The following is a 26,415-nucleotide window of genomic DNA, read 5'->3' as shown; positions in this document are numbered from 1 at the left end:
ATCGGGGGTGCCCGCGTGGCAGCGCCGGCACCCCCGAAACCTCATCGGCTAGCAGAATCCGGGCGTGTTTTCCCAGATGGTGTGGTTGGCGGGAACACCCTCGCGGGTGATCGTCGCCTCGATCAGGCCGTACGGGCGGTCCGCCGCGAAGAAGACCTCATTGGGGTTGTCCTGGCCGAACGGAGACAGGTCAACCAGGAAGTGGTGCTTGTTGGGCAGCGAGAACCTGATCTCCTCTATTTCCGGGTGCGCTTCGAGCGCGGCCTTGCCCATCTCGAACATCGTCTGCTGCAACGCGTAGGAGTGCGTGGCGGCAAATCCCGCAAGCAGCAGCTCGCGCACCGAGGCATAGACAGCGTTGAAGTCGACGCCGCCGGAGGCGGCGGCCTGGCTGTTGTAGCGCCAGCGTGCGGTCACGTCGGTGGCCAGGATCCGGTCGCCGGTTTCCTGCAGCGTCGTGTACTTGTCGCGCGGGAAGCCGCGGAACTCGCTGGCCGTGGACTTCAGCACCGTGAGGTCCCGGATGCCGGCCAGCACCGAGGTCTCGCCGTCGCGGATTTCCAGCACCGCGGTGCGGATCTCGGACTTGTTGCGCGAGAAGGCATGGTCGTGGTCCTGGATGCGGTCCCAGAAGTACTGCTCGGCCGCCCAGCGGCCGCCGGTGACCCAGTCGAACTCGCTGGTGAAGTGCTTGCCCAGGCGGGCCAGGAATTCCTCGGGCGAGCCCACGCCGTCGCGGGCGAATGCGTAGACGGTGTTCTTCTGGGTGTCGGTGGCCACGACGTGGCCGTTGTCCCCGTCGATGTGGGCCGCAAGGAAGTCCCCATGCAGCTGGGAGGTGACGTTGAGGTCCTCGATCTCGTGGCGCTTGGTGTCGCGGGTGATCTTGACCAGTCGGACCTCGGCCTTGCCGTATTGGTTCGAGCCCAAGACGATCTTGTTGCCGGTCGTGGTGCCGGTCGCCGGGTCGGATGCAAATGTAGTCATGGTGTTTAGCTCCCTCGGTACGTGGAAAATGCAAACGGGCTGATAAGAAGAGGTACGTGGTAGTGATCGGCCGTGTCCGTGATACTGAAGCCGATCACCACCTCGGGAAAGAAGGTTTCCGTGCCCGTCTTTCCAAAGTAGGAACCCGTGTCGAAAGTGATCCGGTAGTGTCCCGCTTCAACCTGTGTCGGGCCGAGGTTCGCGATCCGCCCGTCGCGGTCGGTCACCCCGGTTCCGATTTCTTGCCAGCCGGATGCCGCCTTGGCTTCCAGCGTGGCCTTGACACCGGAGGAAGGCCTCCCGGTCCCGGTGTCCAGTACATGGGTGGTGATGTGACTGCGTTCAGTCTGGGTGGCGCTCATCAAAAGACTCCTTTGGGGTTCGATGAGTGGAAGTGAAGAAGATCCAGTGGCGCTTTCTAGCGCGCTGGGACGGGGTCGAAGGCCGAGGTGAGACGCAACAGCGCGATGGCACGCAGCTGTTCGCCGACTTCCGCCACCTCGGCGGCGGGGTCGTTGCCGAGTCGCCGGTGCAGTTCGGCAAGGATGCCTTCGCTGGTGCGTCCGGCGGCCCGGATGAGGAAGACGCGGGAGAACCGTTCTTCGTAGGCGCGGTTTCCAGCCAGGAGGTCTGCTGCAACCTGCTCGTCGATGTCGAGCCCGGATTGTTCGCCGCGGCTTAGTGCCGCTTCCGCGGAGGAACCGGCGGCACGTTCCCCGATGCGGGGGTGGTGGGCCAGTGCCGCGTCGATTTCCGCTTCGGTGAAAGGGGATGCAGCAGTTGCGGCGGTTTCCAGGAGTTCGTTGACCGAAGCAAACGGACGGGCAGCAAGAATGGCTTCAACCCAGCGAACGATGTCGGCACATGGTTGAAGGACTGCTGTTGCGGCATTCGAGTCGAGTGCATTGAAACGGGAAATGTTCATGGGGTGGTCAGCTCTTTCATCCTGCTTGAGTTGCTTGCACCATCCAGGGCTGAACACCCTTACAACCGGTTTTGGAAACCGGATTCGACTCGATGTTTCTGGATGGTGGAACTTCGTGCTCACACCATGTAACCCGCATCACAGCCGGTCCGTCAAGGGCTCTGCCGAAAAACTTTCGGCTCGTCCTGCAGCACCGGCGCCGATCCGGTGTGAAATAAGTTACGTCGAACCCTTGCCTTTCCGCCGATTCACCTACATACTTAATTTCACTAAGCAATATTAAGATTTCATATCTTGGAATCTCGCCATTCAGAGGAGGAACGCATGAAAATCACCCAGCCCATCGTTGAAGCAACCAGCGAGAAAACCCCACGCGTCGTTCCGGAGCCCTCTACGGCACTAGGCACAGGAATTTTCCACCCCATCGGCGGCCTCGACCCCGATATGAGCCGCGGTCCGCGCGGTTCCAAGGCTCGCATCGGTTTCTGGTCCCGCTTCCGCGCCGCACGCAGTTAGCGCCGGCCACCCCGCCGAAGCTATCCGTTCGGGCGCCGACACACGACTTTCAGGCACCATGACCACCACGGTGGGATTCCAGGCACGGCCACGGGATCCCACCGTTGGCATGTCACCGGGATTCATCGAAGAGCCGCCACCAATGCGGCAGGGTTCCAAGATCCAGCCACGTCACCAACGGCTTCGGTAGTCTGGGAACCGAAGGCCTCCCCCGGGCAGATCCCTACCCGCAACCGCCCAAAATGACAGTTTTATTTCCAAAGGATGATCCCCTTGACCGCACCCCAGGAACATGCCGCGCCCGCACCTCGAACCATCCTGGTCACCGGGGCCGGCTCCGGCATCGGCAAGGCCGTCACCGGGCGGATGCTCAATGCGGGATGGAATGTCGTCCTGGCCGGCCGCCGCGGGCTCCAGCTTGAGCAGAGTGCAGCCGGGCACCCCCATGCCCTCGTGGTGCCCACCGACATCACTGACCCGACCGCCATCGAGCAGCTTTTCAACGCGGGAATCGAACGCTTTGGCAAGATCGGTGTGCTCTTCAACAATGCCGGGGTCTTTGGGCCGACCGCAACCATCGGCGAGCTCACCGCGCAGCAGTGGCAAGAGGTCTGTGCCGTCAACCTCAGCGGCGCCATCTACTGCGCCGGGGCCGCGTTCAGGCACATGCAGGAAACCGGCGGCGGGCGCATCATCAACAACGGATCAATCAGCGCCCAGGTGCCCCGCCCGGCGTCCGTCGCATATGCGGTGACCAAACATGCAATCTCCGGCCTGACCAAGTCCATTGAGCTGGATGGCCGCCCTTACGGCATCAACTGCTCGCAGATCGACATCGGCAACGCCGCATCGGAAATGATGAAGGATGTCGGTGCAGCTTCGGGCGCGCTGCAGGCCGACGGCAGCCGGAAGGTGGAGCCCACCTTCGACATGGACCAGGCCGCTGCGGCCATCGAGTTCATGGCCTCCGCACCCGCCGAGGTCTCCGTCAACCAGGTCACCATCACCGCCGCCGGGATGCCGTTCATCGGCCGCGGCTAGGAGCGGTGCCTGCTAAAGGTGCATGGCGAACAGCCGGTCCAGCTTGGTGAACGAGGATTCCCAGCCGGCACGTGCCAGTTCCAGGACCTCGGCCGGAAGCGGCCCCTGGGTGATCCGCAGCGCGGTCCCCGTGGGGCAGTCGGCGAACTCGACGCGCATTTCAATGACCAGGTTCAGGGTCATCTCATGCGGCCCGTCCTCCCCGACCAGCAGCTCGTGCTCACGGACCTCGGTGAACGTCGCGTGCACCGGCGAGGTCTTGGTCGGGTCCTCCAGCAGGTGCATCACGAACTTCTGGACGCCACCCACGCGCGGCTCGATGGTCACGGTATCCACGTGCACGCCCCAGCCTTCGGGGCCGAACCATTCGGCCAGGATTTCCGGCTCGGTAAATGCCGCCCACACCGCACCCCGGGGTGCGGAAAATTCACGTTCAATAACCAGTTCGCCCATATCCATGCGCACGAGGTTACCCCGATTCGAGCCGCGAGCCGAATGGCGTGCTCCTTCCGGGGGGCAAACACCCCTTGGAAGAAGATGAAAAGATTGCGGGCATGACCGTGTTGAAATCAATTGTGCTCTTCGGCGTTGCCGCCTTGCTGGAAATCGGCGGCGCCTGGCTGGTGTGGCAAGGCATCCGCGAACACCGCGGCTGGCTCTGGATCGGCGGCGGGGCCATTGCCCTGGGGCTGTATGGAATCGTCGCCACGCTGCAGCCCGACGCCAACTTCGGCCGCATCCTGGCGGCCTACGGCGGGGTCTTCATTGCCGGGTCCCTGCTCTGGGCGGTGCTCCTGGACGGTTTCCGACCGGACCGCTGGGACATCGCAGGGGCTGCGATCGCCCTGGCCGGGGTCGGGTTGATCATGTACGGCCCGCGCGGGGCCTAGGAACCGAAGATCCCCCGGCCGGGATCGACCGTCCCCGCAGACAGGGGATCCCCTCCGGGAAGAACCGTGGGTGCCGGCCAGGTCCTAAGGGGCAACCTCCTGATGGCCCCGCACACCACCAGCACCCAGCCGAGCACTCCGGCGAGACAGACCCGCTCGGCAAGCCCCAGCAGATCCTGCCCAACGGCTGCTGCCAGTCCCAGGGATGCGAGCCCGACGGCAGCAACTGCCGCAAGAATCAACGCCGCAGGGTAGGCCTTCTCCAGCTCCGGGGCGGAGCGCATCCAGCGGGTCAGCACGAAAATGCCGGCCAGCGCGGCCAGGAATCCGGCGCCGGCCACGTAGAGATGCACGGTGCCCGCCGTCGTCACCGCATGCAGGCCGGACCCGGCATCTACGTCGGTCGGGAAAAAGGCCAGTGCCGCCGAGCACAGGCCCCCGGCGGCCATCAGGAGCACCCCGGCCCGTCGAAGCCCGGAGACTTGGTCGATCCGGTTGATGGCAACGATGGCACACAGGGTGGTGACGGCTCGGCCGAGGAAATTCAGGTTCATGATCCACCCGAACGGACCCACCGCCAGGTTGCTTTCGGCTTCACTGACCACGTTGTAGTGCGGGGGCAGGAACTGGAGCACCACGTCGACCAGGACGTAGACGGCGACGCCGGCCATGGCTGCGGTGGCAAACCGCCGTCGGGCATTGTCCGGGTTCTGCGGCATCATTGATCCAGCTTTCCATACCGGCGCCCCCATCCACCGCACCGCACCCACGCTGCAGGGGAAACAACGCAAGACCCCGAAGACAAGGGCCCCGGAAAAGGCTCCCCGGGGGCCGGGCAGTGCTTGTCCCGCGCAACAGGTCGCCTCGTGCGACAGGGGGTCTATGACCTGAAGACCCCCTGGCCGGTTTCCATGTCGATCGGCAGGGACGAATGCTCGTGGACAATCAGCCACCTCGACCCCCGCAGCTCCAGTCCCATGGTCATCCTGTTCGTCAGCGAACGCAGCTTGCCGCGGTCGGCAGAGAACGCGGTAGACGTTGCCGCGGTCGAAATCATCGCCACCTTTTCGCCGGCAAGGACCCGGACATCGGCGAAGTCCAACCGGACCGTTTCGGTGCCCAGGGAACCGTACCAGTCGGCCGCCATCGCCTGCCAGGCCTCGGCACCCACGTATTCGAATTTTCCCCACGCATCGTAGACATGGACATCTGGGGCATAAAGGCCCGTGTAGTCCGTGAGGTTCTTGCCATCCACCGTGGCGGAGTAGGCGCCAAGAACCAGGCCGGGGCCGTCGTTAAGAAAGCTATCCATGCAGCGGACACTAATGCCTCGGTCCACTGCATGGATAGCTTTTTGCCACAAGGAGTCGGTGTTACTCCGTGCGTTCCGGTGCCCCGTTGGCCGCCAGCAGCCGTTCCGCGTGGGACATCTGGATGTTGGGGGTCGAGCCACGGGTTGGTCCGCCGGCGAACTTCGGCGACGGCTCCCCGCCCTCGGACAGGCGCAGCTCTTCTTCGACGCGGAATCCGTCTTCTTCGCCAAGCATGATGGCGCTGTCCTCGTTTGTGATTTCCCCGGCGAAGGCACGGACCATGGCCTCGCGGTCGAACTGGCCTTCCCACTTGGCGACCACGAAAGTTGCCACGCAGTTGCCCAGCAGGTTCACTGCCACGCGCATGGAGTCCATGATGCGGTCGGCACCAAGCAGCAGGGCGACACCGGCAACCGGGAAGATCCCGAGCGCGGCGGCCGTGGCCGAGAGGGCAAGGAAGGACGAACCGGGAACCCCGGCCATGCCCTTGGAGGTCAGCAGCAGGACACCGAGCGCGCCGAGCTGCTGGCCGAAGGTCAGGTCATGCCCGAAGGCCTGGGCCAGGAAGAGCAGCGAAATGGAGAGGTAGATTGCCGCGCCGTCGAGGTTGAAGGAGTAGCCGGTGGGAACAACCAGGCCGGTGGTTGCACGCGAGCAACCGGCGTTGGTCAGCTTCGTCATGATGCGGGGCATGACCGCCTCGGTCGAGGCCGTGCCCAGTGCCAGCAGGAATTCCTCGCGGGTGTAGCGGATGAACTGCCAAAGCGGCACTCGTGCCACGGCCCAGGCAATGATGAACAGAATGCCGATGAACAGCAGGGCGGCGACGTAGCAGGCGACGATGAGCTTGGCGTAGGTGCCCAGGGTTTCGATGCCGTACTGGCCGATGATGAAGCCCATGGCTCCCAGTGCGCCCAACGGGGCAACCCGCATGATCCAGCTCATGATCTTGAAGATGAGTTCGAGGATGATCTCGAACAGGCTCAATACCGGTGCGCAGCGTTCCTGGCCGACGACCACGATGGCGGCGCCAAAGAACACGGAGAAGAAGAGGACCTGGAGCAGGATGTTGTCGGCGAAGGCGCCGATGACGCTGACCGGGATGATGCCGAGGATGAAGCTGGCGGCGTCCTTGGCCTCGCCGGTCTTTTCCGCCAGGGCTCCGCCGTCGAGGGTGGCGGGGTCGATGTTGAGCCCGACACCCGGCTGGACGATGTTGCCGATGATCAGACCGAACACCAGGGCGAAGAGCGTTGCGCCGGTGAAGTAGATCAGCGCCTTGACCCCGACGCGGCCCACGGCCTTGACGTCGCCGACGGCGGCGATGCCGGTGACGATCACCAGGAAGATCAGCGGGGCAATGATCATCTTGATCAGCATGATGAAGCCGTCGCCAAGCGGCCGCAAGGCCGAACCCAATGTGGGCCAGAAGTGCCCGATGAGCACCCCTGCTACAACGGCAAGTGCAAGCTGGAAAAAGAGCGACTTGTAGATCGGCGCCCTTTTGGGCCGAACATCCGATCGTGCCACAGTGGCACCTGGCGTTGTTTTCACGGTTTCATCCATTCCTCAAGAATCCCCACGGCGGGAAGCTTCCAAGCAACGTAACCCGGATCACATTCTTTCACAAGGGAGTATTTAGTTTTCACACAGCGGAATATTGATGGAATTTACATCAGCCGAAATCCAGTGCACATGCGACATGGCCGATTTTCCTCACCCACCGCAGCGATCCCACGCCCGCTAATGCCCTTTCTCCCGGCGTCGATCGACGGCCCCCTCCATAGTCCGATGCCCGCCCATGACGCTCGGGCCCGTCAAATAGAACCGAATGTGTCACTTGCGTGACGGGCCGAACCGAATCACCGTGAAACCAACAGTGCGTCATTTCGCGCAAAGCCGTGCGCCACAACCCTTGAATCAAGCCCGCTGCGGTGTTGCACTGTTTGCCATGGACAACGACCAACGAACCATCATGGCCATCGGCACCAAGAAGGGCCTCTGGCTGGCCGAAAGCACCGACCGCGAAAACTGGAATCTGACCGGACCCCACTTCGCCAACCTCGAGGTCCCCTCCGTCGCCATCGACACCCGGGAAGGCCGGACCCGCATCCTGGCCGGGGTCAACGACTGGCACTGGGGACCGACCGTCGTCTATAGCGATGACGAGGGCGCAACCTGGTCCGAACCCGAGCAGGGCGCCATCAAGTTCCCCGCCGACACCGACACCGCACTGGCCCGGATCTGGCACCTGCGCCCCGACACCGCCGAACGCCCCGGGGTGGTGTGGGCCGGATGCGAACCGATCTCGGTCTTCAAGTCCACCGACTCCGGGGAGAACTTCGAGCTCAACCGAGGGCTCTGGGACCACCCGCACCGCAGCGAATGGGGCGCCGGCTTCGGCGGGGCCGCGGTGCACAGCATCGTGCCCAACGTGGCGGACGAGAACGTCATCCACGCGGCCATGAGCACCGGCGGGGTGTACCGCAGCACCGACGGCGGCACCTCCTGGGAGCCACGGAACCACGGCATCAAGGCAGATTTCTTCCCCGAGCCGTTCCCGGAGTTCGGCCAATGCGTCCACCACATCACCGCCGATGCCGAAGACCCGGACCGGCTCTATGCGCAAAACCACGGCGGGGTCTACCGCACCGACGACGCCGGGGACCAGTGGAACAGCATCGCCGATGGACTGCCGGCCGACTTCGGATTCGTGTTCCTGTCACACCCCCGCACGGGCGGCACCGTGTGGACCATCCCGCTGAAGGCAGCCGAGGAACGCAATCCGGTGGGCGGACGGCTCTCGGTCTACCACTCCACGAATGCCGGGGACACCTGGAGCGAACAACACGCCGGATTGCCGGATGCGGACTGGAACGCGGTGTTGCGCGACGCCGCGGCGGTGGACGAGCACCCCGAAACCGTGGGCGTGTACTTCGGCACCCGTGGCGGAGAGGTCTTCGCCAGCAACGACGAGGGCGCGCACTTCGTCACGGTGGCCCAGCGCCTGCCCGATGTGCTCAGCGTCCGGGCAGCCCAGGTCAACGGTGCGGGGCAATGACGGACATTACCGTTGAGGTGCCCTCGGTGCTCGCCTCCACGCTGGAGGGCCAGCGCAGCCTGCAGGTCCCGCTGCCCGAGGACGGGACCGTGGGTTCGATCCTGGATGCGCTCGGCGAGCGCTACCCGCTCTTTGCCCGGAGGGTGCGCGACGAACGCGGCCAGGTGCGCCGCTACGTGAACATCTTCGTCGGTCCGGACAACATCCGCAGGCTCCAAGGCCTGGATTCGACCGTCTCCGAGGGGCAGGACGTGTTGATCATGCAGTCGGTAGCCGGCGGATAGCCGCTTCGGGGCAGGCTCCCGCGATACTCTGGCAGGGTGTCTTGCCTGAAGGAGCCCGCGTGCCGCCGATGATCCCGCCACCTCCCGCCGCCGCACCGGACGGGCACCTGCGGCGCGCGCACCGGCGGCTGGATGCGGCCATCAAGGACTTCCCGCCGGCAGCGTTCTCCTTCGTCATGGCCACCGGCATCCTGTCCATCGCTCTGGCCCTGGTGGGCCGCGAGGCCTTGGCCTCGGTGCTGCTGTGGATTGCGGTGGCAGCCGGGGCACTGCTCTGCGCGGGACTGGCCTGGCGCGCAATCTCCCACCCGGGTTCCCTGCTCAAGGACCTCAACGACCCGGCCAAGACCTTCGGGTTCTTCACCATCGTGGCCGGCGCCAACGTGCTGGGCCTGGGTTTCGACATGGCGGGGACCCCCGCCGCGGCGGTGGCCCTGGCCATCGTGGCCGGGGTGTTCTGGGTGGGGTTGAACTACGGGATACCGTCTTCGATGCTGCTGCGCGAACGCTCCACCCCGATCCTGCAGGACGCCAACGGCAGCTGGTTCCTCTGGGTGGTCGCCACCCAGTCCATGGCCAACGCCCTGGCGGTGATCGCCCGCAGCAGCAACAACGAGCTGGCCGGGGCCGCTGCCGTCGCCGCCTGGGGCATCGGGCTGGTGCTCTACCTGCTGGTGGGCACCTTGGTGACCCTGCGGCTGCTGACCCGGCCCAACCGCCCGGAAAACCTGAGCCCCACCTACTGGATCTTCATGGGAGCCACCGCGATCACGGTGCTGGCCGGCGCGAAGGTGCTGGCCATGCCCGCCGACTTCCCGGTGATGGTGCGCACCGCGGTGTTCGTCGCCGGCGCCAGCTACATGCTGTGGGCGCTTGGCATGTGGTGGATCCCGCTGCTGGTGGTCTTCGGGATCTGGCGCCACGGGATGCGCCGCTACCCGATGCGCTATGAGACCGGGCTGTGGGCCATCGTCTTCCCGCTGGGCATGATGTCGGCCGCGTCCATCGCCTTTGGCCGGGGCGAGTCCGTCGCGGTGATGGTGGGCGTCGGCGAGGTCGGGGCGTGGGTCGCCGCTGCGGCCTGGGCCGGCACCACGGTGCTGATGCTCGCCTGCCTGCTGCGCTGGCTGCGTGCCGGGCGGGATCCTTCGCCCGTGGAGTAGCGCCGCCGGGGCACCCGGTGCCCGTCACCGATTACCCGCCCGCCGTACCCGCCCGCCACCGCGGTGCGGGGGATGCCTAAAACCGGCCCCGGCACTACGCTGGGGATATGAGTAACCTCGAGACCGCCCCTGACGAGATGGTTTGCGGAGCAGACAAAACCCATGCCGGGATCGAGCTGTTGGTTCCGCGCAACGTCCCGCTCGGCGGGCCGCGCGCCATGGACGTGCGCCGCACGCTGCCGCAAAAACAGCGCAGCCTCATCGGCGCGTGGTGCTTCCTTGACCACTACGGTCCCGACCCGGTGGGCGACACCGGAGGGATGAACGTCCCGCGCCACCCGCACACCGGGCTGCAAACCGTGTCCTGGCTGTTCACCGGGGAGATCGAGCACCGGGATTCGGCCGGGTTCCATGCCATGGTGCGTCCCGGCGAGTTGAACCTGATGACCGCCGGCCGCGGGATCAGCCACTCCGAGTTCTCCACCCCCGACACCACGGTGCTGCACGGCGCCCAGCTGTGGGTCGCGCTGCCCGATTCCGCGCGGCACATGCCGCCGACCTTCGCCCACTACCGGCCCGAGCCGATGTCCGGTGACGGGTTCAGCGTCAGCGTGTTCCTCGGCTCGCTGACGGTGCCGAATCCGCGCGGCACGGACCTGCACTCCCTTTCCCCGGTGTCCACGCACACCGAGCTGGTGGGCGCCGAGATCCTGCTGCAACCCGGCGCCTCCATCCGACTGGGGGTGAAGGCCCACCACGAGCACGGGGTGCTGCTGGACTCCGGGACGCTGAGCGTCGGGGTCGACGAGCTGCCCGTGGACCACCTGGCCTACCTGCCGCCAGGCACCCAGGAAATTACGTTGAGCGCCGGCGCCCAACCCGTGCGCGCCCTGCTCATTGGCGGGGAACCGCTGAACGAGCAGATCCTGATGTGGTGGAACTTCGTCGGTCGCACCCACGAGGAAGTCGTCGAATACCGCAGGCAGTGGCAGGCGGAGATCGGCGCGGAACCCGGGGACACCACCTCCAAGCGCTTCGGGGACTTCCCGGCGGGCGAGCCCGCTCCCCTGCCGGCACCGGTGTTGCCCATGGTCAGGCTGCGGCCCCGCGACTGAACAAGCAACCGGCCACGCAGCGGATCACCGGAGCACGCCGGCAGCCCAAAGAGGACAACGTAAGGAGCGAGGCCCACATGTCATTGGTGGAGGAACTGGCCAAGTTGCGTCGGGCGCTGGCCGAACGCGCCGCGCTGGGCGACCAGCTCGATGCCAAGCGCGAGATGGAACACTTCGTTTCCTTCCGCTCGCTGCGGGAGGTCACCGAGGCCGCGGACCACTTCGAGCGCTCCGGCTGGGACGTCGACCGCTCCGGTGGCCAGGACGCCAATTCCCGGTACCTGTTGCGCGTCTACCGGGAACAGCCGCTGGACGTCTGGAGCGCGGAACAGGCGTTGCGCGGCGTGCACGCCGTCACCGAAAAACACGGAGGAACCTATGACGGGTTCGGTGCCGTGTTCATCGACGCCGAAGGCAGCGAGCCCAAGGGCTTCTTCGGCCGTCTCTTCGGAACCCCCTGAAAACCACCAACCAGCAAGGAAGCAACACATGAGCGAGATCCGCATCGAACACCGTCCCGAACGCCGGCGCTACGCGCTGCTGGACGACGAGAAAACCATCGGGGCGGCCCACTACCGCGAGCTGGAAACCACCGACGGCATCGATCGGGTCTTCTTCCACACCGTCGTCGACGAGTCCTACGCCGGACAGGGCCTGGCCTCCAAGCTGGCCGCCCAGGCGCTGCAGGACACCGTGGCCCAGGGGCACAAGATCGTGGCCGTCTGCCCCTACATCAAGGCCTGGCTGCTCAAGCACCACGAGTTCGACGCCGACCTGGTGAAGCCCACCAGCGCGCACCTGCGGATCCTGCCGCAGGAATAGCCCGCAGCGCGGATCAGTCCGCCAGTTCCATCCCCAGCCCGGCCAGGGCCTCGCGCAGGATCCCGATGCCCCTGGGCCCGAAGCCATGGAGTTGGAGCAGCGCGGCCTGGCCGTACGCGGCGGCCTGTTCCAGGGTCGTGATCCCGGCGCCGGCCAGAGCGCGGGAGGCGGGCGCGGAGATCTTCGGCAGGGGGTGTGTGCTCATGGCTCCAGCGTAGCGATGGATTCCAAGCGGGCGGAAGTCCCGGTGCCGCTGCGCACCCGCGGGGTGAGCACCAGCAGCGCCACGCCGATGGCGGCGGTGAACACGAAGACCGCCACGAAGGAGTCGTTGCCGCCAAAGGCGCCGAAGACCAGCCCGCCGGCGGCCAACGCCATCGCGGAGCCCAGCGAGTCGGACACGGCCAGCGCCGAGGAGTTGAAGCCCTGGTTCGAGGTGGTGGACAGCGCGATCATGTGCACGTTCTGCCGCGGGTACACCAGCCCCATGCCTCCCCCGCCCATGGCCCACGCGAGGATCGCGACGATCGCCGGCAGGTGGAACGCCGCGGTTCCCAGCACCAGCAAGATCGCGCCCACGCCGAGGGCCGAGCCGATGGACATGGCCCGGGCGTTGTCCAGCGACTCCCCCATGCGGCCCTGGATGGCCGAGCCGATGGACCAGCAGATGGCCCCGCCGGTCAGGGAGAGGCCGGCTACCGCCGGGGACAAGCCGAAGCGGTCCATCAGGAGATAGGGCAGATAGACCTCGGTGCCGAAGAACGCTGCGGCGGCCAGGCCGCGCACCAGGATCGTGGCCGGCAGCCCGCGCCCGGCCAGCAGCGTCCGACGAGGCAGCAGCGGCCGCACCGCAACCAGCACCACCAGCACCGAGATGCCCATGAGCACCAGGCCCAGCGCCGGAACCCGGGCCAGCAGGTTCATGCCCAGCACGGCTGCGGCCGCCAACCCGGCCCAGCCCAGCGCCCTCCAGCTAAAGGCCGCCGCGGGATTCTCACCACCGCCCATCGCGTGCACCGAGGGCATGACCCCGGCCATCGCCAGGACCACCAGGCCCACGACCCCGAGAAACACCCAGCGCCAACCGATGGTTTGCGCCACGAGCCCGGCGGCGAACGGACCAATCAGCGAGGGAACGACCCAGGCGGCGGCGAAGGCCGCAAAGATCTGCGGGTGCAGGCGCGGGACAAAGACCCGGGCCACCACCACATAGAGGGCCACGGTGATGCCCCCACCCCCGAGCCCCTGCACCAGCCGTCCGGCCACCAGTACCTCCATGCCCGGGGCCAGGCCGCACACGAGCAGACCGAGCACGAAGAGCGCCGAGGACGCGTACAGCGGGACGGAGGGCCCGTGGCGATCGGAGTAGCTCCCCGCGGCCACCATGCCGATCACCCCGCTGGCCATGGGCGCGGCAAAGGCCAGGGCATAGAGCGCGGCACCATCCAGTTCCTTGCTGACCAGCGGCATCACGGTGGTGACGGCCAGCGACTCGAACGCCACCAGGAAGACCAGCGCGAACATCCCGGCGGTGACCCAACGGTATTCCGGGGCAAGCAGGCCCGCCGGGGACCCGCTGCTGGATGCGCTCGGCTGGCTCGACATACCTCGAGCGTAAGGGCTGGCGCGCGGCTCCACCACACGGGGCGAACCGGCGGTGACCACCGACACCCTGCGGATCGGCGCGCTGCGCTTCGGCCCCATGGTCACGAAGCAGAGTCTCCCGGTGCTGAGGGCCCCCAAGGAGTTCGCCGAGGCCCGCGCCTGTCGCCTGCCCGGAAAGTGCCGGAAATGGTTTGGGCGGTTGTGCCCCCTGCGAGGGGAGCACAACCGCCCGAACACGACGACCCGAAGGGAACTAGCCCATGCCGTCCTGGGCCATGTTGTTGAAGCGCGAGTAGTGGCCCTGGAACGCGACAACGATGGTCTTGGTCGGACCGTTACGGTGCTTGGCCACGATCACGTCGGCCTCGCCGGCACGTGCCGATTCCTTGTCGTAGATGTCTTCACGGTGCAAGAGGATGACCATATCCGCATCCTGCTCAATCGATCCGGACTCGCGAAGGTCGGAGATCATCGGCTTCTTGTCGGTACGTTGCTCCGAACCACGGTTCAGCTGCGACAGGGCGATGACCGGAACGTCGAGTTCCTTGGCCAGCAGCTTCAGCGCACGCGAGAACTCGGAGACTTCCTGCTGACGCGACTCCACCTTCTTGCCGGAGCTCATCAGCTGCAGGTAGTCCAGCACCACGAGCTTGAGGTCGTGCTTCTGCTTGAGCCGGCGGCATTTGGCGCGGATTTCCATCAGCGACATGTTCGGCGAATCGTCGATGAACAGCGGGGCGTCGTTGAGCCTGCCCATCGTGGTGGCGATTTTCGACCATTCTTCGTCCTGGATCGTGCCCTTGCGCAGGTTCTGCAGCGCGATGCTCGCTTCGGCCGACAGCAGGCGCATGGCGATTTCGTTGCGTCCCATTTCCAGGGAGAAGAAAACGGAGGTCATGTTGTTCTTAATGGACGCTGACCTGGCAAAATCCAATGCAAACGTACTTTTGCCAACGGCCGGGCGCGCAGCAATAACGATCATCTGGCCGCCGTGCAGGCCCTGGGTCAGCTCGTCGAGCTCAAAGATCCCGGTGGGAACACCGATCACGCCCTCGCCTCGGCTGCCGGCCGATTCGATCTCGTCGACGGTGCCCTCGATGATGTCGCGCAGCGGCACGTAGTCTTCGGCGGTGCGGCGTTCGGCGACCTTGTAGACCTCGGCCTGGGCCTCGTTGACGATGGCGTCAACCTCGCCGTCCTGCGAGTAGCCAAGCTGCACGATCTTGGTGCCGGCATCGACCAGGCGGCGCAGGACCGCGCGTTCGCGGACAATCTCGGCATAGAAGCCGGCGTTGGCGGCGGTGGGCACCGACTGGATGAGCGTGTGCAGGTAGGCCGGGCCGCCAATGCGGGTGATCTCGCCGCGCTTGGTCAGCAGGTCCGAGACGGTGACGGCGTCGGCGGGCTCCCCGCGGCCGTAAAGGTCGATGATGGCTTCGTAGATTGCCTCGTGTGCCGGGCGATAGAAATCGAGGCCTCGCAACACCTCGACGCAGTCAGCGATGGCGTCCTTGGAAAGCATCATGCCACCCAAGACGCTTTGCTCTGCTACAAGGTCCTGTGGTGGAGTGCGTCCATAGTCCGACCCTTGTGAATCGGAGCTGGTTTCGGTGCTGGCTAGCGACACGGGCTTTTCCCTTCAAGCTGCGCGGGTTCCCAGGTTTTCCGCTTCATTACCTTTCCAGTGTCTCAAGGAGCACGGACGATTCGTTAGGTCCAAGCTCACACGTGCCGCAAGGCACCACGAACCTGTGGAAATAGGTGGGGAACACTGTCACCATAGACCTGTTTTCCCCCAAACCCAACACGGTTATCCACAAGGCGTGTGGATAACCTGTGAACCTCGCGGCGTGTTGTGTGCACAGTCTGGGGAGAACGTTGTGGATTACACAAGATATTTGATTACTACAGGCTTCTGACTAGGGCTTATGCAATTCCACACCTGTGGATACAAACTAGTTATCCACATCCTCCACAGGCGTAAAAGTGGGTTATACATACAAAAACCCCGAGATTCCGCGGTTAATCCACCCCCGTTTCCAGAGTTACCCACAAGCTATCCACAGACACGCCGGAGCTCGCCACGGATCTGGGGATTACGGGCATTGATGCACATCACCAAGCCCTGACATACTGGGCCGCATGGCCGCCAACAAGACCGCACCGACACTCATTGATCCCCACGAGTTCATTGCGGCGGTGCCACACCCGACGCGGCGCGCTGACGCCGAGCTCCTGCTGGAGATGATGGAAGAGGCCAGCGGCCGGACCGCCACCATGTGGGGACCGACGATCGTCGGTTTCGGCACCTATCACTACAAATACGAGTCCGGCCGAGAGGGAGATGCGGCCGCCATCGGCTTTTCACCGCGTTCCTCCAATTTGGCCCTCTACGGGCTGACCAACGCACCGACGGCACCGGCTCTCCTGGCTCAGCTCGGCAAGCACAAGCGAGGAGCGGGCTGCCTGTACGTAAACAAGCTTGCCGATGTCGATGTCGAGGTCCTGGCCCGGCTGGCCCGCGACGGGTACCGGCACATGATGGACGTGGTCCATGTCCAGCCGCAGGGCTGAACACCGCATCAACGAAGAAGGCTCCCCGCCTACCGCTCCGAATCATGGGTTCGGGGTGGCGGGCGGGGAGCCCTCGCGTTTCGGTGGCCTTCAGGAGACCAGCTGCTGGGCCTCCAGGCGGCGGAAGGCCGAACCGTGGAACACCAACGGAGGATTGGTCTCGTCGTGCGTCTGGTGGCCGTGCACGCGCAGGAGCACCACGTGATGATCGCCGGCCGGGATCTCCTGCTCGATCGAGCAGTCGAGCCACAGGGTGGCGTCATGCAGGAACAGTGCGCCCTCGTCGGTCGAATCCAGGCGAAGCCCGGCAAAGCGGTCCCCGGACTTGGAGGCGATCTGTCGGCAGACGCCCTCGTTCTTTTCACTGAGCACCGAAACGCCGATGCGCCCGCTGGTGCGCACCAGCGGCCAGGTCTTCGAAGTGTTCTGGACCGCGAACATCACCAGCGGCGGATCCATGGATACGCCGACCGTGAACGACGAGGCCACGATTCCCTGCGGCTGCCCGTCGACGATGGCGCAGAGTGCGGCAATGCCGGATGGATGCTGGGCAAAGACGTTGCGCAGGGTATCTGGTGTGAGGTCAGAGGTGAGTGTCATGGTGCTCAATCCTTCGGCTTCGGCCCACCTTCGCTGCTGCGTGAAATGCACGCATGGAACAGCGAGGTGTGCGGTACTTGCCCCCGGGGTTCCGGTAGGCCGAATCATCACCTGGAGCACCCCACCACCGTGAGAGGGTTGCCGGCCAACAAGCCAGGGCTTGAACGTTGACGCTCTTGATTCACCACTAACGTTAGGAGAAATATTGCGACTCCGTCAAAGTTTGTTTCGACACACGAGGTCATGAAGCGTAAGAATCGAAGATCCTGCGATCATCTGGCGCGATGCGGACATCCGAGGGCGATCTTGGGGGCAGGTGGCCGTTCAGCCCACGTCCGAGGCACCCGTGTAGGTCGCATAGTCCGGGATTCCGGAGTTCTCATAGACCAGGATGGCCAGACCGCCTCCCGTCGCCTTGCTGTCGGCCAACCGCAGTCCCGCCGGCGCTCCGCCGTCGGGGAAGAGCCTCCGGCCGTGCCCCAGGACGACGGGAGCCACCACGAGCCGGAGTTCGTCGATCAGCCCCGCGGCGAGCAGCGATCCCGCGAGCCTGCCACTGCCGTGGATCTGCAGTTCCCTGCCGGGCCGTGCCTTGAGCTCCGCAACCCGGGCGGCAACGTCGCCGGAGAGGACCGTCGTCGGGTTCCAGGTTCCCTCGGCCAGCGTCTGCGAAGCGACGTACTTGGGCAGCGAATTCATCAGGGCGGTGAAAGGGTCGTCCGGGTCGGTGATTTGCGGCCAGTCCCGTGCGAAGGCCTCGTAGGTGCGGCGGCCCAGCAGCAGCCCGTCGGCCTGCGCCAGCCATTGCGCGGCCTGGTCGACGAACCCCGCATCCATGTGCGGGACGAACCATCCGCCCTGCGTGAATCCGTCGGTGGTGTCTTCGTCGGGAGCCCCGGGGCCCTGGCAGACCCCGTCCAAGCTCACGAATTCGGTCAGTGTCAGTTTCATGCTCGTGCCTTCCTGTTGGAGCGGCCTGCAGGGTCCGTGGCCCGGGTCGGACTGCGGAACCGGTCGGCAGCGGTTTCCTGCCGCAAAGCTACGGGACGCCGGGGCCATGCGCCAGACCCCGGCCAGCCCGGTCCGCGGGGACTGGGGCCCGGGGCTGACCTTAAAGCACTGTGGACCCCGCCAACGGCGGGGTCCACAGTGGTTTGCCGTCAGCCAAGACGGCGGATGCGCAAGAAATTACTTCTTGGCGGCAACAACCTGCAGTGCAACGGTCGCGGAGACATCGGTGTGCAGACGCACGGTCGCCGAGTAGTTACCCGTCGACTTGATGTGATCGTTGATCTCGATGTTGCGCTTGTCGATCGAGCCCAAGCCAGCGGCTGCAACAGCCTTGGCAATGTCCTCGGTCTTCACGGTGCCGAAGAGGCGACCGGTAGCGCCGGCCTTGACGGTCAGCTTGACCGGCTTGGCCGAGATCGAAGCGGCAAGTGCCTGTGCTTCTTCCAGGGAAGCAACGGCGCGAGCAGCACGGGCGGCCTTGATCGACTCAACCTGCTTCTCACCGCCCTTGCTCCAGGTGATGGCGAAGGCGCGCGGGAGAAGGTAGTTACGTGCGTAACCGGTCTTCACCTCGACGACGTCGCCTGCGGCACCAAGGCCGGTAACTTCGTGGGTCAGAATGAGCTTTGCCATGTTGGTATACCTTCCTTAGCCGCGGCCAGCGCCGGAGTAAGGCAGCAATGCCACTTCGCGCGCGTTCTTGATGGCCTGTGCGATCTTGCGCTGTTCCTGTACGGAAACGCCGGTAACGCGACGGGCACGGATCTTTCCGCGATCCGAAATGAACTTGCGCAGCAATGCTACGTCCTTGTAGTCGATGACAGTGATGTCAGCGGCCTTCAAGGGGTTGGACTTTGGTTTGGGCTTACGGAGTTCAGCCTTAGCCATCGTGGAGCTCCTTTATCAGGTGGAGCCCGCAGAATTTTCTGCGGGATGGTGAATAAATTTGTTTAGAAAGGTGGTTCGTCGGAACCCGGGTTGCCCCATCCGCCGTTGTTTCCTCCGGCAGGAGCTCCCCATGGATCGGCCGCGGGTGCATTCCAGCCGCCACCGGTGTTTCCGCCTGCGTTGCCGCCGCCGAATCCACCGCCGCCGCCTTGGTTGCCGCCGCCGAATCCACCGGCGTTAGCGCCGGCGTTCTGCTGTTGACCACCAAAGCCACCACCGCCACCGCCGGAGCGCTGGGTACGGGTGACCTTTGCGGAGGCGTAACGCAGCGACGGGCCGATTTCATCGACCTCGAGCTCGGTGACGTTACGCTTTTCGCCTTCCTTGGTTTCGTAGGAACGCGACTTGAGGCGGCCCTGGGCGATGACGCGCATGCCCTTGGTCAACGTCTCAGCGACGTTTTCGGCAGCCTCACGCCACACCGACGCACGGAGGAACAGCGTGTCGCCGTCCTTCCATTCATTGGTCTGGCGGTCGAAGGTTCGCGGGGTCGATGCAATGGTGAAGTTCGCCACGGCCGATCCTGACGGGGTGAAACGCAGTTCCGGGTCAGCGGTCAAATTACCAATAACCGTAATGACTGTCTCGCCTGCCATTGGAGCCTCCTAAAGTGTTGTTCTACGAAGATCGAAGAGCAGAATTACTCTGCAACGACCTTTGCCTCTTCCGGGCGGGTGATCTTGGTGCGCATGATGGTCTCATTGAGGCCCAGCTGGCGGTCAAGCTCTGCGGAAGTAGCGGGGGTGGCGGTGAAGTTAACTACCGCGTAAATGGCCTCATTCTTCTTCTGAATGTCGTAGGCCAGGCGGCGACGGCCCCAGATGTCAACGTTCTCGATGGTTCCACCATCGTTACGGACAACGTCCAGGAACTTACCGAGGGTTGGTTCAACGGTTCGCTCGTCGACCTCGGGGTCGATCAGCACCATCAATTCATAAGCACGCATGTGAACCCACCTCCTTTGGGCTAAACGGTCACGGCATTTCCGCAACAGGAGGTTCTTTGCATTTGCTGTCGCCGCAACCCGATTGCCGGGCGCGGCAGAAACAGCCTCAACCATTCTAGCGGAAAACCAGGGATTCTCCCGACCGTGTCCGGTGCGGTGCATCACGCCCTTCGCGCGGGCCCTCAGCCCAATCCATCAACACGCAGCAACGCGCCCAGTCGGGCGTCAAAGACCGGGGCAAGGGTGCGGATGTAGGTGTCCGAGACATGGTGCTTGTCCCGATACACCAGCACGTTGCCGATCACCGCCGGGCAGAATCCGTCCGCGCAGAACTGGTCGGAGAAATCCAGCACGTCGACGCGTGGTTCGCGTGCTGCAGCGGCACGGGTGGTGTCGTTGGCCTCGAAGGCCTTGGTCTCCGGGGCCCCGCAGGACACCAGGTCCGTGGGGTGTTCCGCCACGCAGTCCCGCGCGTAGGTCCTGGTCCCGGGGCGCGGGGTGTCGATGATCGGGTAGACCTTGATGCCGGCGTCCTCGAGCTGCCCCCAGTAGTCGGCGAAGCCCTCGGCCGCACCGCTTTCGAACGTGGACCCGGCCCAGTGGCTGGTCACCACCGCGTCCACGTCCCCGCGTGCCAGGATGCGCTCCAGCGTGTCCTGGTTTGCCCCGCTGCAGGAGATGCTGCCGTTGGCCTCGGCGACGCGTTTGGTGCCGGAGAACGGGCAGGAGTTCTTCAGGTAGGTCAACAGCGTCCACCCGTGGCGCTTGGCGGAGGCCTCCAGCGCCCGGTACCAGTGCGTGGCATGCGAGTCGCCGACCAGGGCAATGGTCAGGGAGCCGTCCTTCGCTCCCTTGGTGCATTCGCGGGTGCTGGGCGACTGCGGTTTCTGGACGCAATCGCCCAGGTCGGGCAGGTCGCGCTCGGCTTCCGCTGGCACCGGGACGATCTGGTTCACGCCCTGGAGGTAGGCCGGCGCGCCGGAGGCAATCGACGCGGCGCCGAAGCCGGGAGGCGGGGCGGCCAGCAACGTGGCGGCGGCACGTTCGGCGGCGATGGTCTCCCGCTGCGCCAGGGTTCCGGGCGCCAGGGCCAGCGCGGCGACCACCGCGACCGCGACCGCGCCGGCACCCAGCGCCCGCCATTTCGAGGCGGCAAGCGGGGCCAGGGTTCGCACCGGGGTTTCGATCCAGCGGTGGGAGGCCGCAGCGAGCAGCAACGAGAGCACCAGCAGCCCCAGGCTCTGGGCCGGGCCCGGCTCCCGTCCGGCCAGGAACAGGAAGAAGGTGAGCACCGGCCAATGCCACAGGTACAACGAATAGGAAATGTCCCCGACCCATTGCACGGGCCGGGCCTCAAGGAGTTTTTGCGGGGCCAGGGCGCCGCGGGTCTCCCCCGCCAGGATCACCGCAAGCGCTCCAGCCACCGGCATGGCCGCGGAAAGCCCCGGGAACGCGGTGCCCGGCCCGTACCCGAAGGCCGCGACCGCGATGGTCCCGAACCCGGCCCAGGCCAACGCGGTGCGGGCCCGGCGGCCCTCGAACCAGCGGGCGCGCAGTGGCTGGGTCCCGGGCTCGGGCGGGGCGAGGAAAAGCGCCAGCAGCCCGCCTGCGGCGAGTTCCCAGACCCGGGCGCCGGTGTCGAAGTAGGCCGCCTGGTTCCCCGCGGCAACCAGCACCATCGAATAGGCCAGGGATGCCGCGACGACTGCACCGAAGACCAGCAGCAGACCGGTGCGCGGCAACCCGGCGGCCGCTTCCCGCCGGCCCGCCGTGCCGTGCGCCCGGCCGGCCACCCACTTGTTTGCGAGCCACACGGCCAGCAGCACCAGCAGCGGCCAGAAGAGGTAGAACTGCTCCTCGACGCCGAGGGACCAGAAGTGCTGCAGGGCGGTGGGCGCCTCCTCGGCGGCCAGGTAGTCCACCGAGCTTGCTGCAAGCAGCCAATTCTCCACGGAGAACGCGGAAGCCAGCGCCGCGGCGCCCACGGATTTCCATTGCGTTGCCGGCAGCAGCACCAGCGTGGCGGCCAGCACCGCCAGGATCACCGCGAACGCGGCGGGCAGGATCCGCCGCACCCGCGCCGCCCAGAACCCGGGCAGGTCAATGCGTCCGGTGCGGCGCACCTCGCGCAGCAAGTGCCCGGTGATCAGGAAGCCGGAGATCGCGAAGAACACGTCGACCCCGATGAACCCGCCGGGCACCAGCCGGGGCTCCAGGTGGTAGGCGAGGACCAGCAGCACCGCGACGGCGCGCAGGGATTGGACCTCGGGTAGGAAACGGCGTGGCGTGCTTTGCTCGGCGATCATGTCCGCGAGCAAAGCACGGGCGGGTGAACATCGGGTGACGCGCCGGTGGCCGGCAGGCCACGGAGCTCAGGAACGGGCGGCGGGGCCCGGGCGGGGGTCGGTGGCCAGGATGGAGAACACGTGGGCGTCGATCCACCGCCCGTCAAAGAGCAGCGCGGCCCGCGCCGTGCCCTCGAAGGTGAACCCGGCGCGCTCGTAGACGTGCCGGGCCCGCGGGTTGAAGTCGTAGACCTCCAGGGCAATGCGGTGCAGGGTCGTATTGGTGAAGGCGTGCTCCAGCAGCAGCGCCGTCGCCTCCGAGCCCAGTCCCCTGTTCCGGCCGGCGGGGCCCAGCAGGATCCGGAAGCCGCACGAGCGGTTTTCCGCATCCAGGTCGTTGAGCACCACCTCGCCCACGCAGTGCCCGCCGGCCGCATCCACCACCGCCAGGTCAAGCCGGTCGGGCCGCGCCGCGAGCCCCTCGTACCAGGTTCTGGTGGCGGCGTCGAGGCCCGGGTCCGCCGATTCGGCGTCCCGGGTCGAATGCACCGACCCGGTCAGCCGCAAGACCTCGGGATCGGCAAGGATCGGGCCCATGGCCGCGATGTCCGCCTCGGTGAAGGGGCGCAGGATGACCTTTTCCCCCGCCAGGACGGGCTTGGTTCCCAGTCCCGCCACGGCCCCGCCGTTCTCCATCTGCCCGCCCATCGTCGGCCGCCGATCAGGCGGCGAAGAACGCGGCGGAGATCTTGGCCAGGCGCAGCGGGTCCTCCACGCCGCACAGCTCGCGGGCCGAGTGCATCGACAGCAGCGGGATGCCCACGTCCACGGTGCGGATGCCCAGGCGGGTGGCGGTCAGCGGGCCGATCGTGGAACCGCACGGCATCTGGTTGTTGGAGACGAACTCCTGGTACGGGACATCCGCCTGTGCGCAAAGCCGGGCAAAGAGCGCCGCGCCCACCGCGTCGGTGGCGTAGCGCTGGTTCGCATTGATCTTCAGCAGCGGCCCGGCACCCAGCATCGGGCGGTTGGCCGGGTCGTGGCGGCCGGGGTAGTTGGGGTGCACCGAGTGCCCGGCGTCCGCGGAGAGGCAGAACGAGTCGGCATAGGCGCGGTTGCGGTCCTCGCCCGTGGCGCCCAGAGTGTGCCCGATGCGCTCGAGCACGTCCTGCAGCAGCGGGCCGCAGGCCCCGGAGCGGGAGGCCGAGCCGATTTCCTCGTGGTCGAAGGCGGCCAGCACCGCGATGTGCTCCCCGCCGCCGGTTTCGGCGTGTTCGATCAGCGCGGCCAGCGAGGCGTGCATCGAGGAGAGGTTGTCCAGCCGGCCGCAGGCGAAGAACTCGCCCGCGCCGCCGAACACCTGCCCTTCCTGCGCGTCGGCCACCACCACGTCGTAGCCGCCGATGTCGGCCGCGTCCACGCCGGCGGATGCGGCCAGCACGGCCAGCACGTCGGATTCGGCGGGGTCCCCGATCCCCCACACCGGGTTCATGTGCTGCTGCTTGTCCAGGGCCAGCCCCTCGTTCACCGCGCGGTCCAGGTGGATGGCCAGCTGCGGGAAGCGCAGCATCGGGACGGTGCGCGCCAGCACCTGCGTGCCGTCGCGCAGCACCAGGCGCCCGGCGAGCAGCAGCTCGCGGTCCAGCCAGGAGTTCAGCAGCGGGCCGCCGTAGACCTCGACCCCGGCCTGCAGCCAGCCGTGGGCGCCGGTGGTGGGCTTGGGCTTGAGCTTGAAGGAGGGCGAATCGGTGTGCGAGCCCAGCACGTGGAAACCGGTGGTCGCGCCGGCGGATGCGGGCTGCACCCAGGCGATGATCGCCCCGTCGCGGATGACGTAGTGCCCCCCGGGGGCCGGCTCCCAGGCGTCGGCCTCGTTCAAGGCGGTGAACCCGGCCGAGTCCAGCCGGCGGGCGGCCTCGGCGGCGGCGTGGAAGGACGAGGGCGAGGCCGCGACAAAGGCGGAGAGGTCGTTGATGTGCTCGATGGCTGCGCTGGACATTGAGTTCCCTTGACGTAGGTTGCGGGCGGGGGCGCCGGCGGTGCGGTGCCGGAAAACGTACGTGGAGCCGCGGCTCCGGGCCCTAGTAGCGGGTGCGGACCAGGGCCACCACGAGGGCGCCGACCCCCAGCACGATGCTAGCCCAACCGGGGACAGGCAGCGCGAAGAGCGTGATCAGGAAGGCGCCGAGCACCCCCAGCACCACGGCCAGCAGCAGCCAGGGGCTGCGCAGGAATTCGGAGTTCATGGGCATGCGTCCTTTAGTAGTCCAGCCCCTGGCTGGGGATGACCAACCCGGTTTCGTACGCGTAGACCACGGCCTGCACGCGGTCGCGCAGGTGCAGCTTGGTCAGGATCCGGCGCACGTGGGTCTTCACGGTGGCCTCGGAGAGGAAGAAGCGGTGCGCGATCTCCGCGTTGGACAGGCCCTCGGCCATGGCCCCGAGCACCTCGAGCTCGCGCGGGGTCAGGTCCCCCAGCAGCGGGTCGCGTTCCGGGGCCGGTGCGGGACGGTTGGCCCCGCCGGCGCGCACGTAGGTTTCCAGCAACCGGGCGGTGACCCGGGGGGCGACCACCGCATCGCCGGAGGCGACCAGGCGCACCGCGTTGACCAGTTCCTCGGGAGCGACGTCCTTGAGCAGGAAGGCGCTGGCCCCGGCCTGCAGCCCGGCGAAGGCATACTCGTCCAGGTCGAAGGTGGTCAGGATGATGACCTTCGCCTCCGGGTGTTCGCGCACGATGCGTCCGGTGGCCTCGATGCCATCCATGACCGGCATGCGCACGTCCATGAGCACCACGTCGGGCTTCAGCGTGGCGGCAAGCGCCACGCCCTCGGCCCCGTCGGAGGCTTCACCGAGGATCGCCAGGTCATCCTCGCCCTCGAGGATGAGCCGGAATCCCATGCGCAGCAGCGGCTGGTCGTCGACCAGCAGCACCCCGATGCGCGCGGTGGTTTGGTCGGTGGTTTCGGGCATGGTTTTGCTCACGATCCTTGGTGTTGGGTCTTGGGTGCGGTTTGGGTGCCCGGGCCCCCGGGCGTTTCCTCGGGGCAGCGGGTCGGGTGCGGCAACTTGAGCTTGGCCAGCACGCTCCAGCCGCCGGCGGAGGCCGGCCCGGCGTACAGCGTGCCCTCGAAGAGCGCGGCGCGTTCCTTCATGCCGCGGATGCCCTGGGCCGATCCGACCAGTTCGCGGCGTGCCTCCTGGTGCGTGCCGTCGTCGTGGATGCGCACCGTGACATCCCGGTTCACCCGGGCCACGGACACCTCGACCGCGGTGACGTTGCGGCCGTAGCGCAGCACGTTGGTCAGCGATTCCTGGATGATGCGGTGGACGGTCAGTTGGAAGGTGGCGTCATCCGGCAGCGCCGGTCCGGAGGTGGAATAGCGCAGCGGCAGCCCCGCCACCTTGAACCCGGCGAGCATTTCCGCCAGCGACCCCCGGGCCGGTTGCGGCTCCAACGGCGCCCCGTCCCCGGTGCGCAGGACCCCGATGACCCGGCGCATGTCCCCCAGCGCGCGCCGCCCGGTGCCGGAAAGCTCTGCCAGCACCTCCCCGGCACGGACGGGATCGCGCTTGAGCACCACCGCCGCCCCGTCGGACAGAGCGATCATCACCGAGAGCGAGTGCGCGACCACGTCGTGCATCTCGCGGGCGATGCGGGTGCGTTCGCGCACCCGTGCCAGGGTCTGGACGCGCTTGGCCCAGTTGTCCAGCTCGGCCTCGTGCAGGCGGTGGTTGCGCACCGCCGCACCGATCGCCACGGCCGCGGCGTTGGTGCCCAGCAGGAAGGCCAGGGAGAGCGTGATGATCAGGTTCCGTCCGCCGATTTCCGCCAGCGCGGCCTGGTCCTCTGCGGAATCAGTGAACATCGCCGGCAGGCCGATGATCACGAAGATCAGTCCCTGCAGGGCGGTGATCAGGGCGGTCAGCGCGAACATGCGCCTGGCGGCATATTTGGTGGAGGCGGCATACAGCGCGATCCACAACCCGGCGCTGCCGCCGAAGTACGAGGAATCCTGCAGTGTTGCGGCCGAGTCGAAGAGCACCACCATGATCAGCACGAACATCGGCCAGCGGCGGCGGAAGTACAACCAGGCCCCGGTGATCGTCAACAGGCCGGCGGTGGCCCAGTGCTCCGAAAGCACCGATTCGACCAGGCTCGTCATGGTCAACAGGAAGTAGAGGAGCACCACGGAGGCATTGACCAGCACCGGGTTCCGGCGCATGTAGGCACGCAGGGGCCCGATGCGCTGCGCCGAGATCTCGGCGAAGCTGGCCTCCGGGGTCCCGGAGGCCGGCGCCGTGTTTTCACTCATGTCTTGAGCCTAG

Annotated in this window: 32 protein-coding genes and 1 riboswitch; of the genes, 10 read left to right on the top strand and 22 right to left on the bottom strand. The window is 66.4% G+C overall.

Going from position 1 to position 26,415, the window contains the following annotated elements; genetic code table 11:
• Positions 1-48 precede the first annotated feature (48 nt).
• The 3 genes from pucL to uraD are packed head-to-tail and all read right to left on the bottom strand — an operon-like array spanning position 49 to position 1,912.
• Positions 49-987, bottom strand: a complete 939-nt coding sequence (gene pucL / locus BLJ79_RS05510; RefSeq protein WP_071213701.1) for a factor-independent urate hydroxylase — start codon at positions 985-987, stop codon at positions 49-51.
• Between the two features lie 5 nt (positions 988-992).
• Positions 993-1,349, bottom strand: a complete 357-nt coding sequence (gene uraH, locus BLJ79_RS05505; protein ID WP_071213700.1) for a hydroxyisourate hydrolase — start codon at positions 1,347-1,349, stop codon at positions 993-995.
• 56 nt (positions 1,350-1,405) lie between these two features.
• The gene (uraD, locus tag BLJ79_RS05500; protein WP_071213699.1) at positions 1,406-1,912 is read right to left on the bottom strand and encodes a 2-oxo-4-hydroxy-4-carboxy-5-ureidoimidazoline decarboxylase; all 507 of its coding nucleotides are present in this window, start codon (positions 1,910-1,912) and stop codon (positions 1,406-1,408) included.
• A gap of 324 nt (positions 1,913-2,236) precedes the next feature.
• On the opposite strand from uraD, the gene BLJ79_RS22760 reads away from it, so the two are divergent.
• The gene (locus BLJ79_RS22760) at positions 2,237-2,428 is read left to right on the top strand and encodes a hypothetical protein (protein WP_139194741.1); all 192 of its coding nucleotides are present in this window, start codon (positions 2,237-2,239) and stop codon (positions 2,426-2,428) included.
• Between the two features lie 273 nt (positions 2,429-2,701).
• Positions 2,702-3,469, top strand: coding sequence for an SDR family oxidoreductase (locus BLJ79_RS05495; RefSeq protein ID WP_353615467.1), 768 nt, complete (start codon positions 2,702-2,704; stop codon positions 3,467-3,469).
• 12 nt (positions 3,470-3,481) lie between these two features.
• On the opposite strand, the gene BLJ79_RS05490 is transcribed toward BLJ79_RS05495, so the two are convergent.
• Positions 3,482-3,922, bottom strand: a complete 441-nt coding sequence (locus tag BLJ79_RS05490) for an SRPBCC family protein (protein WP_175475398.1) — start codon at positions 3,920-3,922, stop codon at positions 3,482-3,484.
• Positions 3,923-4,023: 101 nt separating this feature from the next.
• On the opposite strand from BLJ79_RS05490, the gene BLJ79_RS05485 reads away from it, so the two are divergent.
• A complete protein-coding gene (locus BLJ79_RS05485; RefSeq protein ID WP_071213696.1) occupies positions 4,024-4,359 on the top strand; it encodes a YnfA family protein in 336 nt (111 codons plus the stop codon).
• On the opposite strand, the gene BLJ79_RS05480 is transcribed toward BLJ79_RS05485, so the two are convergent.
• The 3 genes from BLJ79_RS05480 to BLJ79_RS05470 form a co-directional block, all read right to left on the bottom strand.
• Positions 4,356-5,081 carry a DUF998 domain-containing protein gene (locus BLJ79_RS05480; protein WP_071213695.1) on the bottom strand — a complete coding sequence of 242 codons (726 nt, stop codon included), beginning with the start codon at positions 5,079-5,081 and terminating at the stop codon, positions 4,356-4,358. The two genes, BLJ79_RS05485 and BLJ79_RS05480, sit on opposite strands and share 4 nt — an antisense overlap.
• Positions 5,082-5,239: 158 nt before the next feature.
• Positions 5,240-5,671 carry a YybH family protein gene (locus BLJ79_RS05475; RefSeq protein ID WP_071213694.1) on the bottom strand — a complete coding sequence of 144 codons (432 nt, stop codon included), beginning with the start codon at positions 5,669-5,671 and terminating at the stop codon, positions 5,240-5,242.
• A gap of 61 nt (positions 5,672-5,732) precedes the next feature.
• On the bottom strand, positions 5,733-7,202 hold the full coding sequence (locus BLJ79_RS05470; protein ID WP_498685595.1) for a cation:dicarboxylate symporter family transporter: 1,470 nt from the start codon (positions 7,200-7,202) through the stop codon (positions 5,733-5,735).
• 421 nt (positions 7,203-7,623) lie between these two features.
• Here BLJ79_RS05470 and BLJ79_RS05465 point away from each other — a divergent pair, with 421 nt between their 5' ends.
• The 6 genes from BLJ79_RS05465 to BLJ79_RS05440 all read left to right on the top strand — a co-directional run bounded on the left by BLJ79_RS05465 (position 7,624) and on the right by BLJ79_RS05440 (position 12,117).
• On the top strand, positions 7,624-8,733 hold the full coding sequence (locus BLJ79_RS05465) for a WD40/YVTN/BNR-like repeat-containing protein (protein WP_071213692.1): 1,110 nt from the start codon (positions 7,624-7,626) through the stop codon (positions 8,731-8,733).
• Positions 8,730-9,017, top strand: a complete 288-nt coding sequence (locus tag BLJ79_RS05460; RefSeq protein ID WP_071213691.1) for a MoaD/ThiS family protein — start codon at positions 8,730-8,732, stop codon at positions 9,015-9,017. Before BLJ79_RS05465 ends, BLJ79_RS05460 begins: the two co-directional genes overlap by 4 nt.
• Before the next feature lie 68 nt (positions 9,018-9,085).
• Positions 9,086-10,180, top strand: coding sequence for a tellurite resistance/C4-dicarboxylate transporter family protein (locus BLJ79_RS05455; RefSeq protein ID WP_083411023.1), 1,095 nt, complete (start codon positions 9,086-9,088; stop codon positions 10,178-10,180).
• 107 nt (positions 10,181-10,287) lie between these two features.
• Positions 10,288-11,295, top strand: a complete 1,008-nt coding sequence (locus BLJ79_RS05450) for a pirin family protein (protein ID WP_071213690.1) — start codon at positions 10,288-10,290, stop codon at positions 11,293-11,295.
• A gap of 77 nt (positions 11,296-11,372) precedes the next feature.
• On the top strand, positions 11,373-11,756 hold the full coding sequence (locus BLJ79_RS05445) for a ribonuclease E inhibitor RraB (protein ID WP_071213689.1): 384 nt from the start codon (positions 11,373-11,375) through the stop codon (positions 11,754-11,756).
• A 28-nt stretch (positions 11,757-11,784) separates the two neighbouring features.
• A complete protein-coding gene (locus BLJ79_RS05440) occupies positions 11,785-12,117 on the top strand; it encodes a GNAT family N-acetyltransferase (protein WP_071213688.1) in 333 nt (110 codons plus the stop codon).
• A gap of 13 nt (positions 12,118-12,130) precedes the next feature.
• On the opposite strand, the gene BLJ79_RS05435 is transcribed toward BLJ79_RS05440, so the two are convergent.
• The 3 genes from BLJ79_RS05435 to dnaB form a co-directional block, all read right to left on the bottom strand.
• On the bottom strand, positions 12,131-12,322 hold the full coding sequence (locus BLJ79_RS05435; RefSeq protein WP_071213687.1) for a helix-hairpin-helix domain-containing protein: 192 nt from the start codon (positions 12,320-12,322) through the stop codon (positions 12,131-12,133).
• Complete coding sequence (locus tag BLJ79_RS05430; RefSeq protein WP_071213686.1) at positions 12,319-13,722, bottom strand: MFS transporter; 1,404 nt, start codon at positions 13,720-13,722, stop codon at positions 12,319-12,321. The genes BLJ79_RS05435 and BLJ79_RS05430 overlap by 4 nt, the downstream gene beginning before the upstream one ends.
• A 253-nt stretch (positions 13,723-13,975) precedes the next feature.
• The gene (gene dnaB, locus BLJ79_RS05425) at positions 13,976-15,349 is read right to left on the bottom strand and encodes a replicative DNA helicase (protein ID WP_071213685.1); all 1,374 of its coding nucleotides are present in this window, start codon (positions 15,347-15,349) and stop codon (positions 13,976-13,978) included.
• Positions 15,350-15,864: 515 nt separating this feature from the next.
• On the opposite strand from dnaB, the gene BLJ79_RS05420 reads away from it, so the two are divergent.
• A complete protein-coding gene (locus BLJ79_RS05420; protein ID WP_071213684.1) occupies positions 15,865-16,296 on the top strand; it encodes a DUF1801 domain-containing protein in 432 nt (143 codons plus the stop codon).
• Positions 16,297-16,386: 90 nt separating this feature from the next.
• Here BLJ79_RS05420 and BLJ79_RS05415 read toward each other — a convergent pair whose 3' ends face one another.
• The 12 genes from BLJ79_RS05415 to BLJ79_RS05365 form a co-directional block, all read right to left on the bottom strand.
• Positions 16,387-16,896, bottom strand: coding sequence for a flavin reductase family protein (locus BLJ79_RS05415; protein ID WP_071213683.1), 510 nt, complete (start codon positions 16,894-16,896; stop codon positions 16,387-16,389).
• Between the two features lie 68 nt (positions 16,897-16,964).
• A riboswitch (SAM riboswitch) is annotated at positions 16,965-17,078 on the bottom strand.
• A gap of 142 nt (positions 17,079-17,220) precedes the next feature.
• Positions 17,221-17,847 (bottom strand): dihydrofolate reductase family protein, encoded by a 627-nt coding sequence (locus tag BLJ79_RS05410; RefSeq protein WP_071213682.1) that lies wholly within the window; start codon positions 17,845-17,847, stop codon positions 17,221-17,223.
• A gap of 237 nt (positions 17,848-18,084) precedes the next feature.
• Entirely contained in the window at positions 18,085-18,540 is a 456-nt protein-coding gene (gene rplI, locus BLJ79_RS05405; RefSeq protein ID WP_071213681.1) for a 50S ribosomal protein L9, read from the bottom strand.
• 15 nt (positions 18,541-18,555) lie between these two features.
• Positions 18,556-18,795 (bottom strand): 30S ribosomal protein S18, encoded by a 240-nt coding sequence (gene rpsR / locus BLJ79_RS05400; protein WP_007269381.1) that lies wholly within the window; start codon positions 18,793-18,795, stop codon positions 18,556-18,558.
• 62 nt (positions 18,796-18,857) lie between these two features.
• Positions 18,858-19,451: a single-stranded DNA-binding protein gene (locus BLJ79_RS05395; protein WP_071213680.1), complete on the bottom strand. Its 594-nt coding sequence runs from the start codon at positions 19,449-19,451 to the stop codon at positions 18,858-18,860.
• Positions 19,452-19,495: 44 nt separating this feature from the next.
• Positions 19,496-19,801 (bottom strand): 30S ribosomal protein S6, encoded by a 306-nt coding sequence (rpsF, locus tag BLJ79_RS05390; RefSeq protein ID WP_071213679.1) that lies wholly within the window; start codon positions 19,799-19,801, stop codon positions 19,496-19,498.
• A gap of 182 nt (positions 19,802-19,983) precedes the next feature.
• The gene (locus BLJ79_RS05385) at positions 19,984-22,107 is read right to left on the bottom strand and encodes an acyltransferase family protein (RefSeq protein WP_071213678.1); all 2,124 of its coding nucleotides are present in this window, start codon (positions 22,105-22,107) and stop codon (positions 19,984-19,986) included.
• A gap of 66 nt (positions 22,108-22,173) precedes the next feature.
• On the bottom strand, positions 22,174-22,794 hold the full coding sequence (locus BLJ79_RS05380) for a GNAT family N-acetyltransferase (protein WP_083411021.1): 621 nt from the start codon (positions 22,792-22,794) through the stop codon (positions 22,174-22,176).
• A gap of 13 nt (positions 22,795-22,807) precedes the next feature.
• Positions 22,808-24,085: a M18 family aminopeptidase gene (locus BLJ79_RS05375; RefSeq protein WP_071213677.1), complete on the bottom strand. Its 1,278-nt coding sequence runs from the start codon at positions 24,083-24,085 to the stop codon at positions 22,808-22,810.
• An 82-nt stretch (positions 24,086-24,167) separates the two neighbouring features.
• Entirely contained in the window at positions 24,168-24,332 is a 165-nt protein-coding gene (locus BLJ79_RS23290; protein WP_175475397.1) for a hypothetical protein, read from the bottom strand.
• Between the two features lie 13 nt (positions 24,333-24,345).
• Positions 24,346-25,059, bottom strand: a complete 714-nt coding sequence (locus BLJ79_RS05370) for a response regulator (protein ID WP_071213849.1) — start codon at positions 25,057-25,059, stop codon at positions 24,346-24,348.
• An 8-nt stretch (positions 25,060-25,067) separates the two neighbouring features.
• Positions 25,068-26,402 (bottom strand): sensor histidine kinase, encoded by a 1,335-nt coding sequence (locus BLJ79_RS05365; RefSeq protein WP_071213676.1) that lies wholly within the window; start codon positions 26,400-26,402, stop codon positions 25,068-25,070.
• Between the last annotated feature and the right edge of the window lie 13 nt (positions 26,403-26,415).

The organism is Arthrobacter sp. UCD-GKA (genome assembly GCF_001863355.1).
Lineage (GTDB): Bacteria > Actinomycetota > Actinomycetes > Actinomycetales > Micrococcaceae > Paeniglutamicibacter.
Note: the sequence above shows the minus strand (reverse complement) of the source record. Positions and strands in the feature narration are given on the sequence as shown.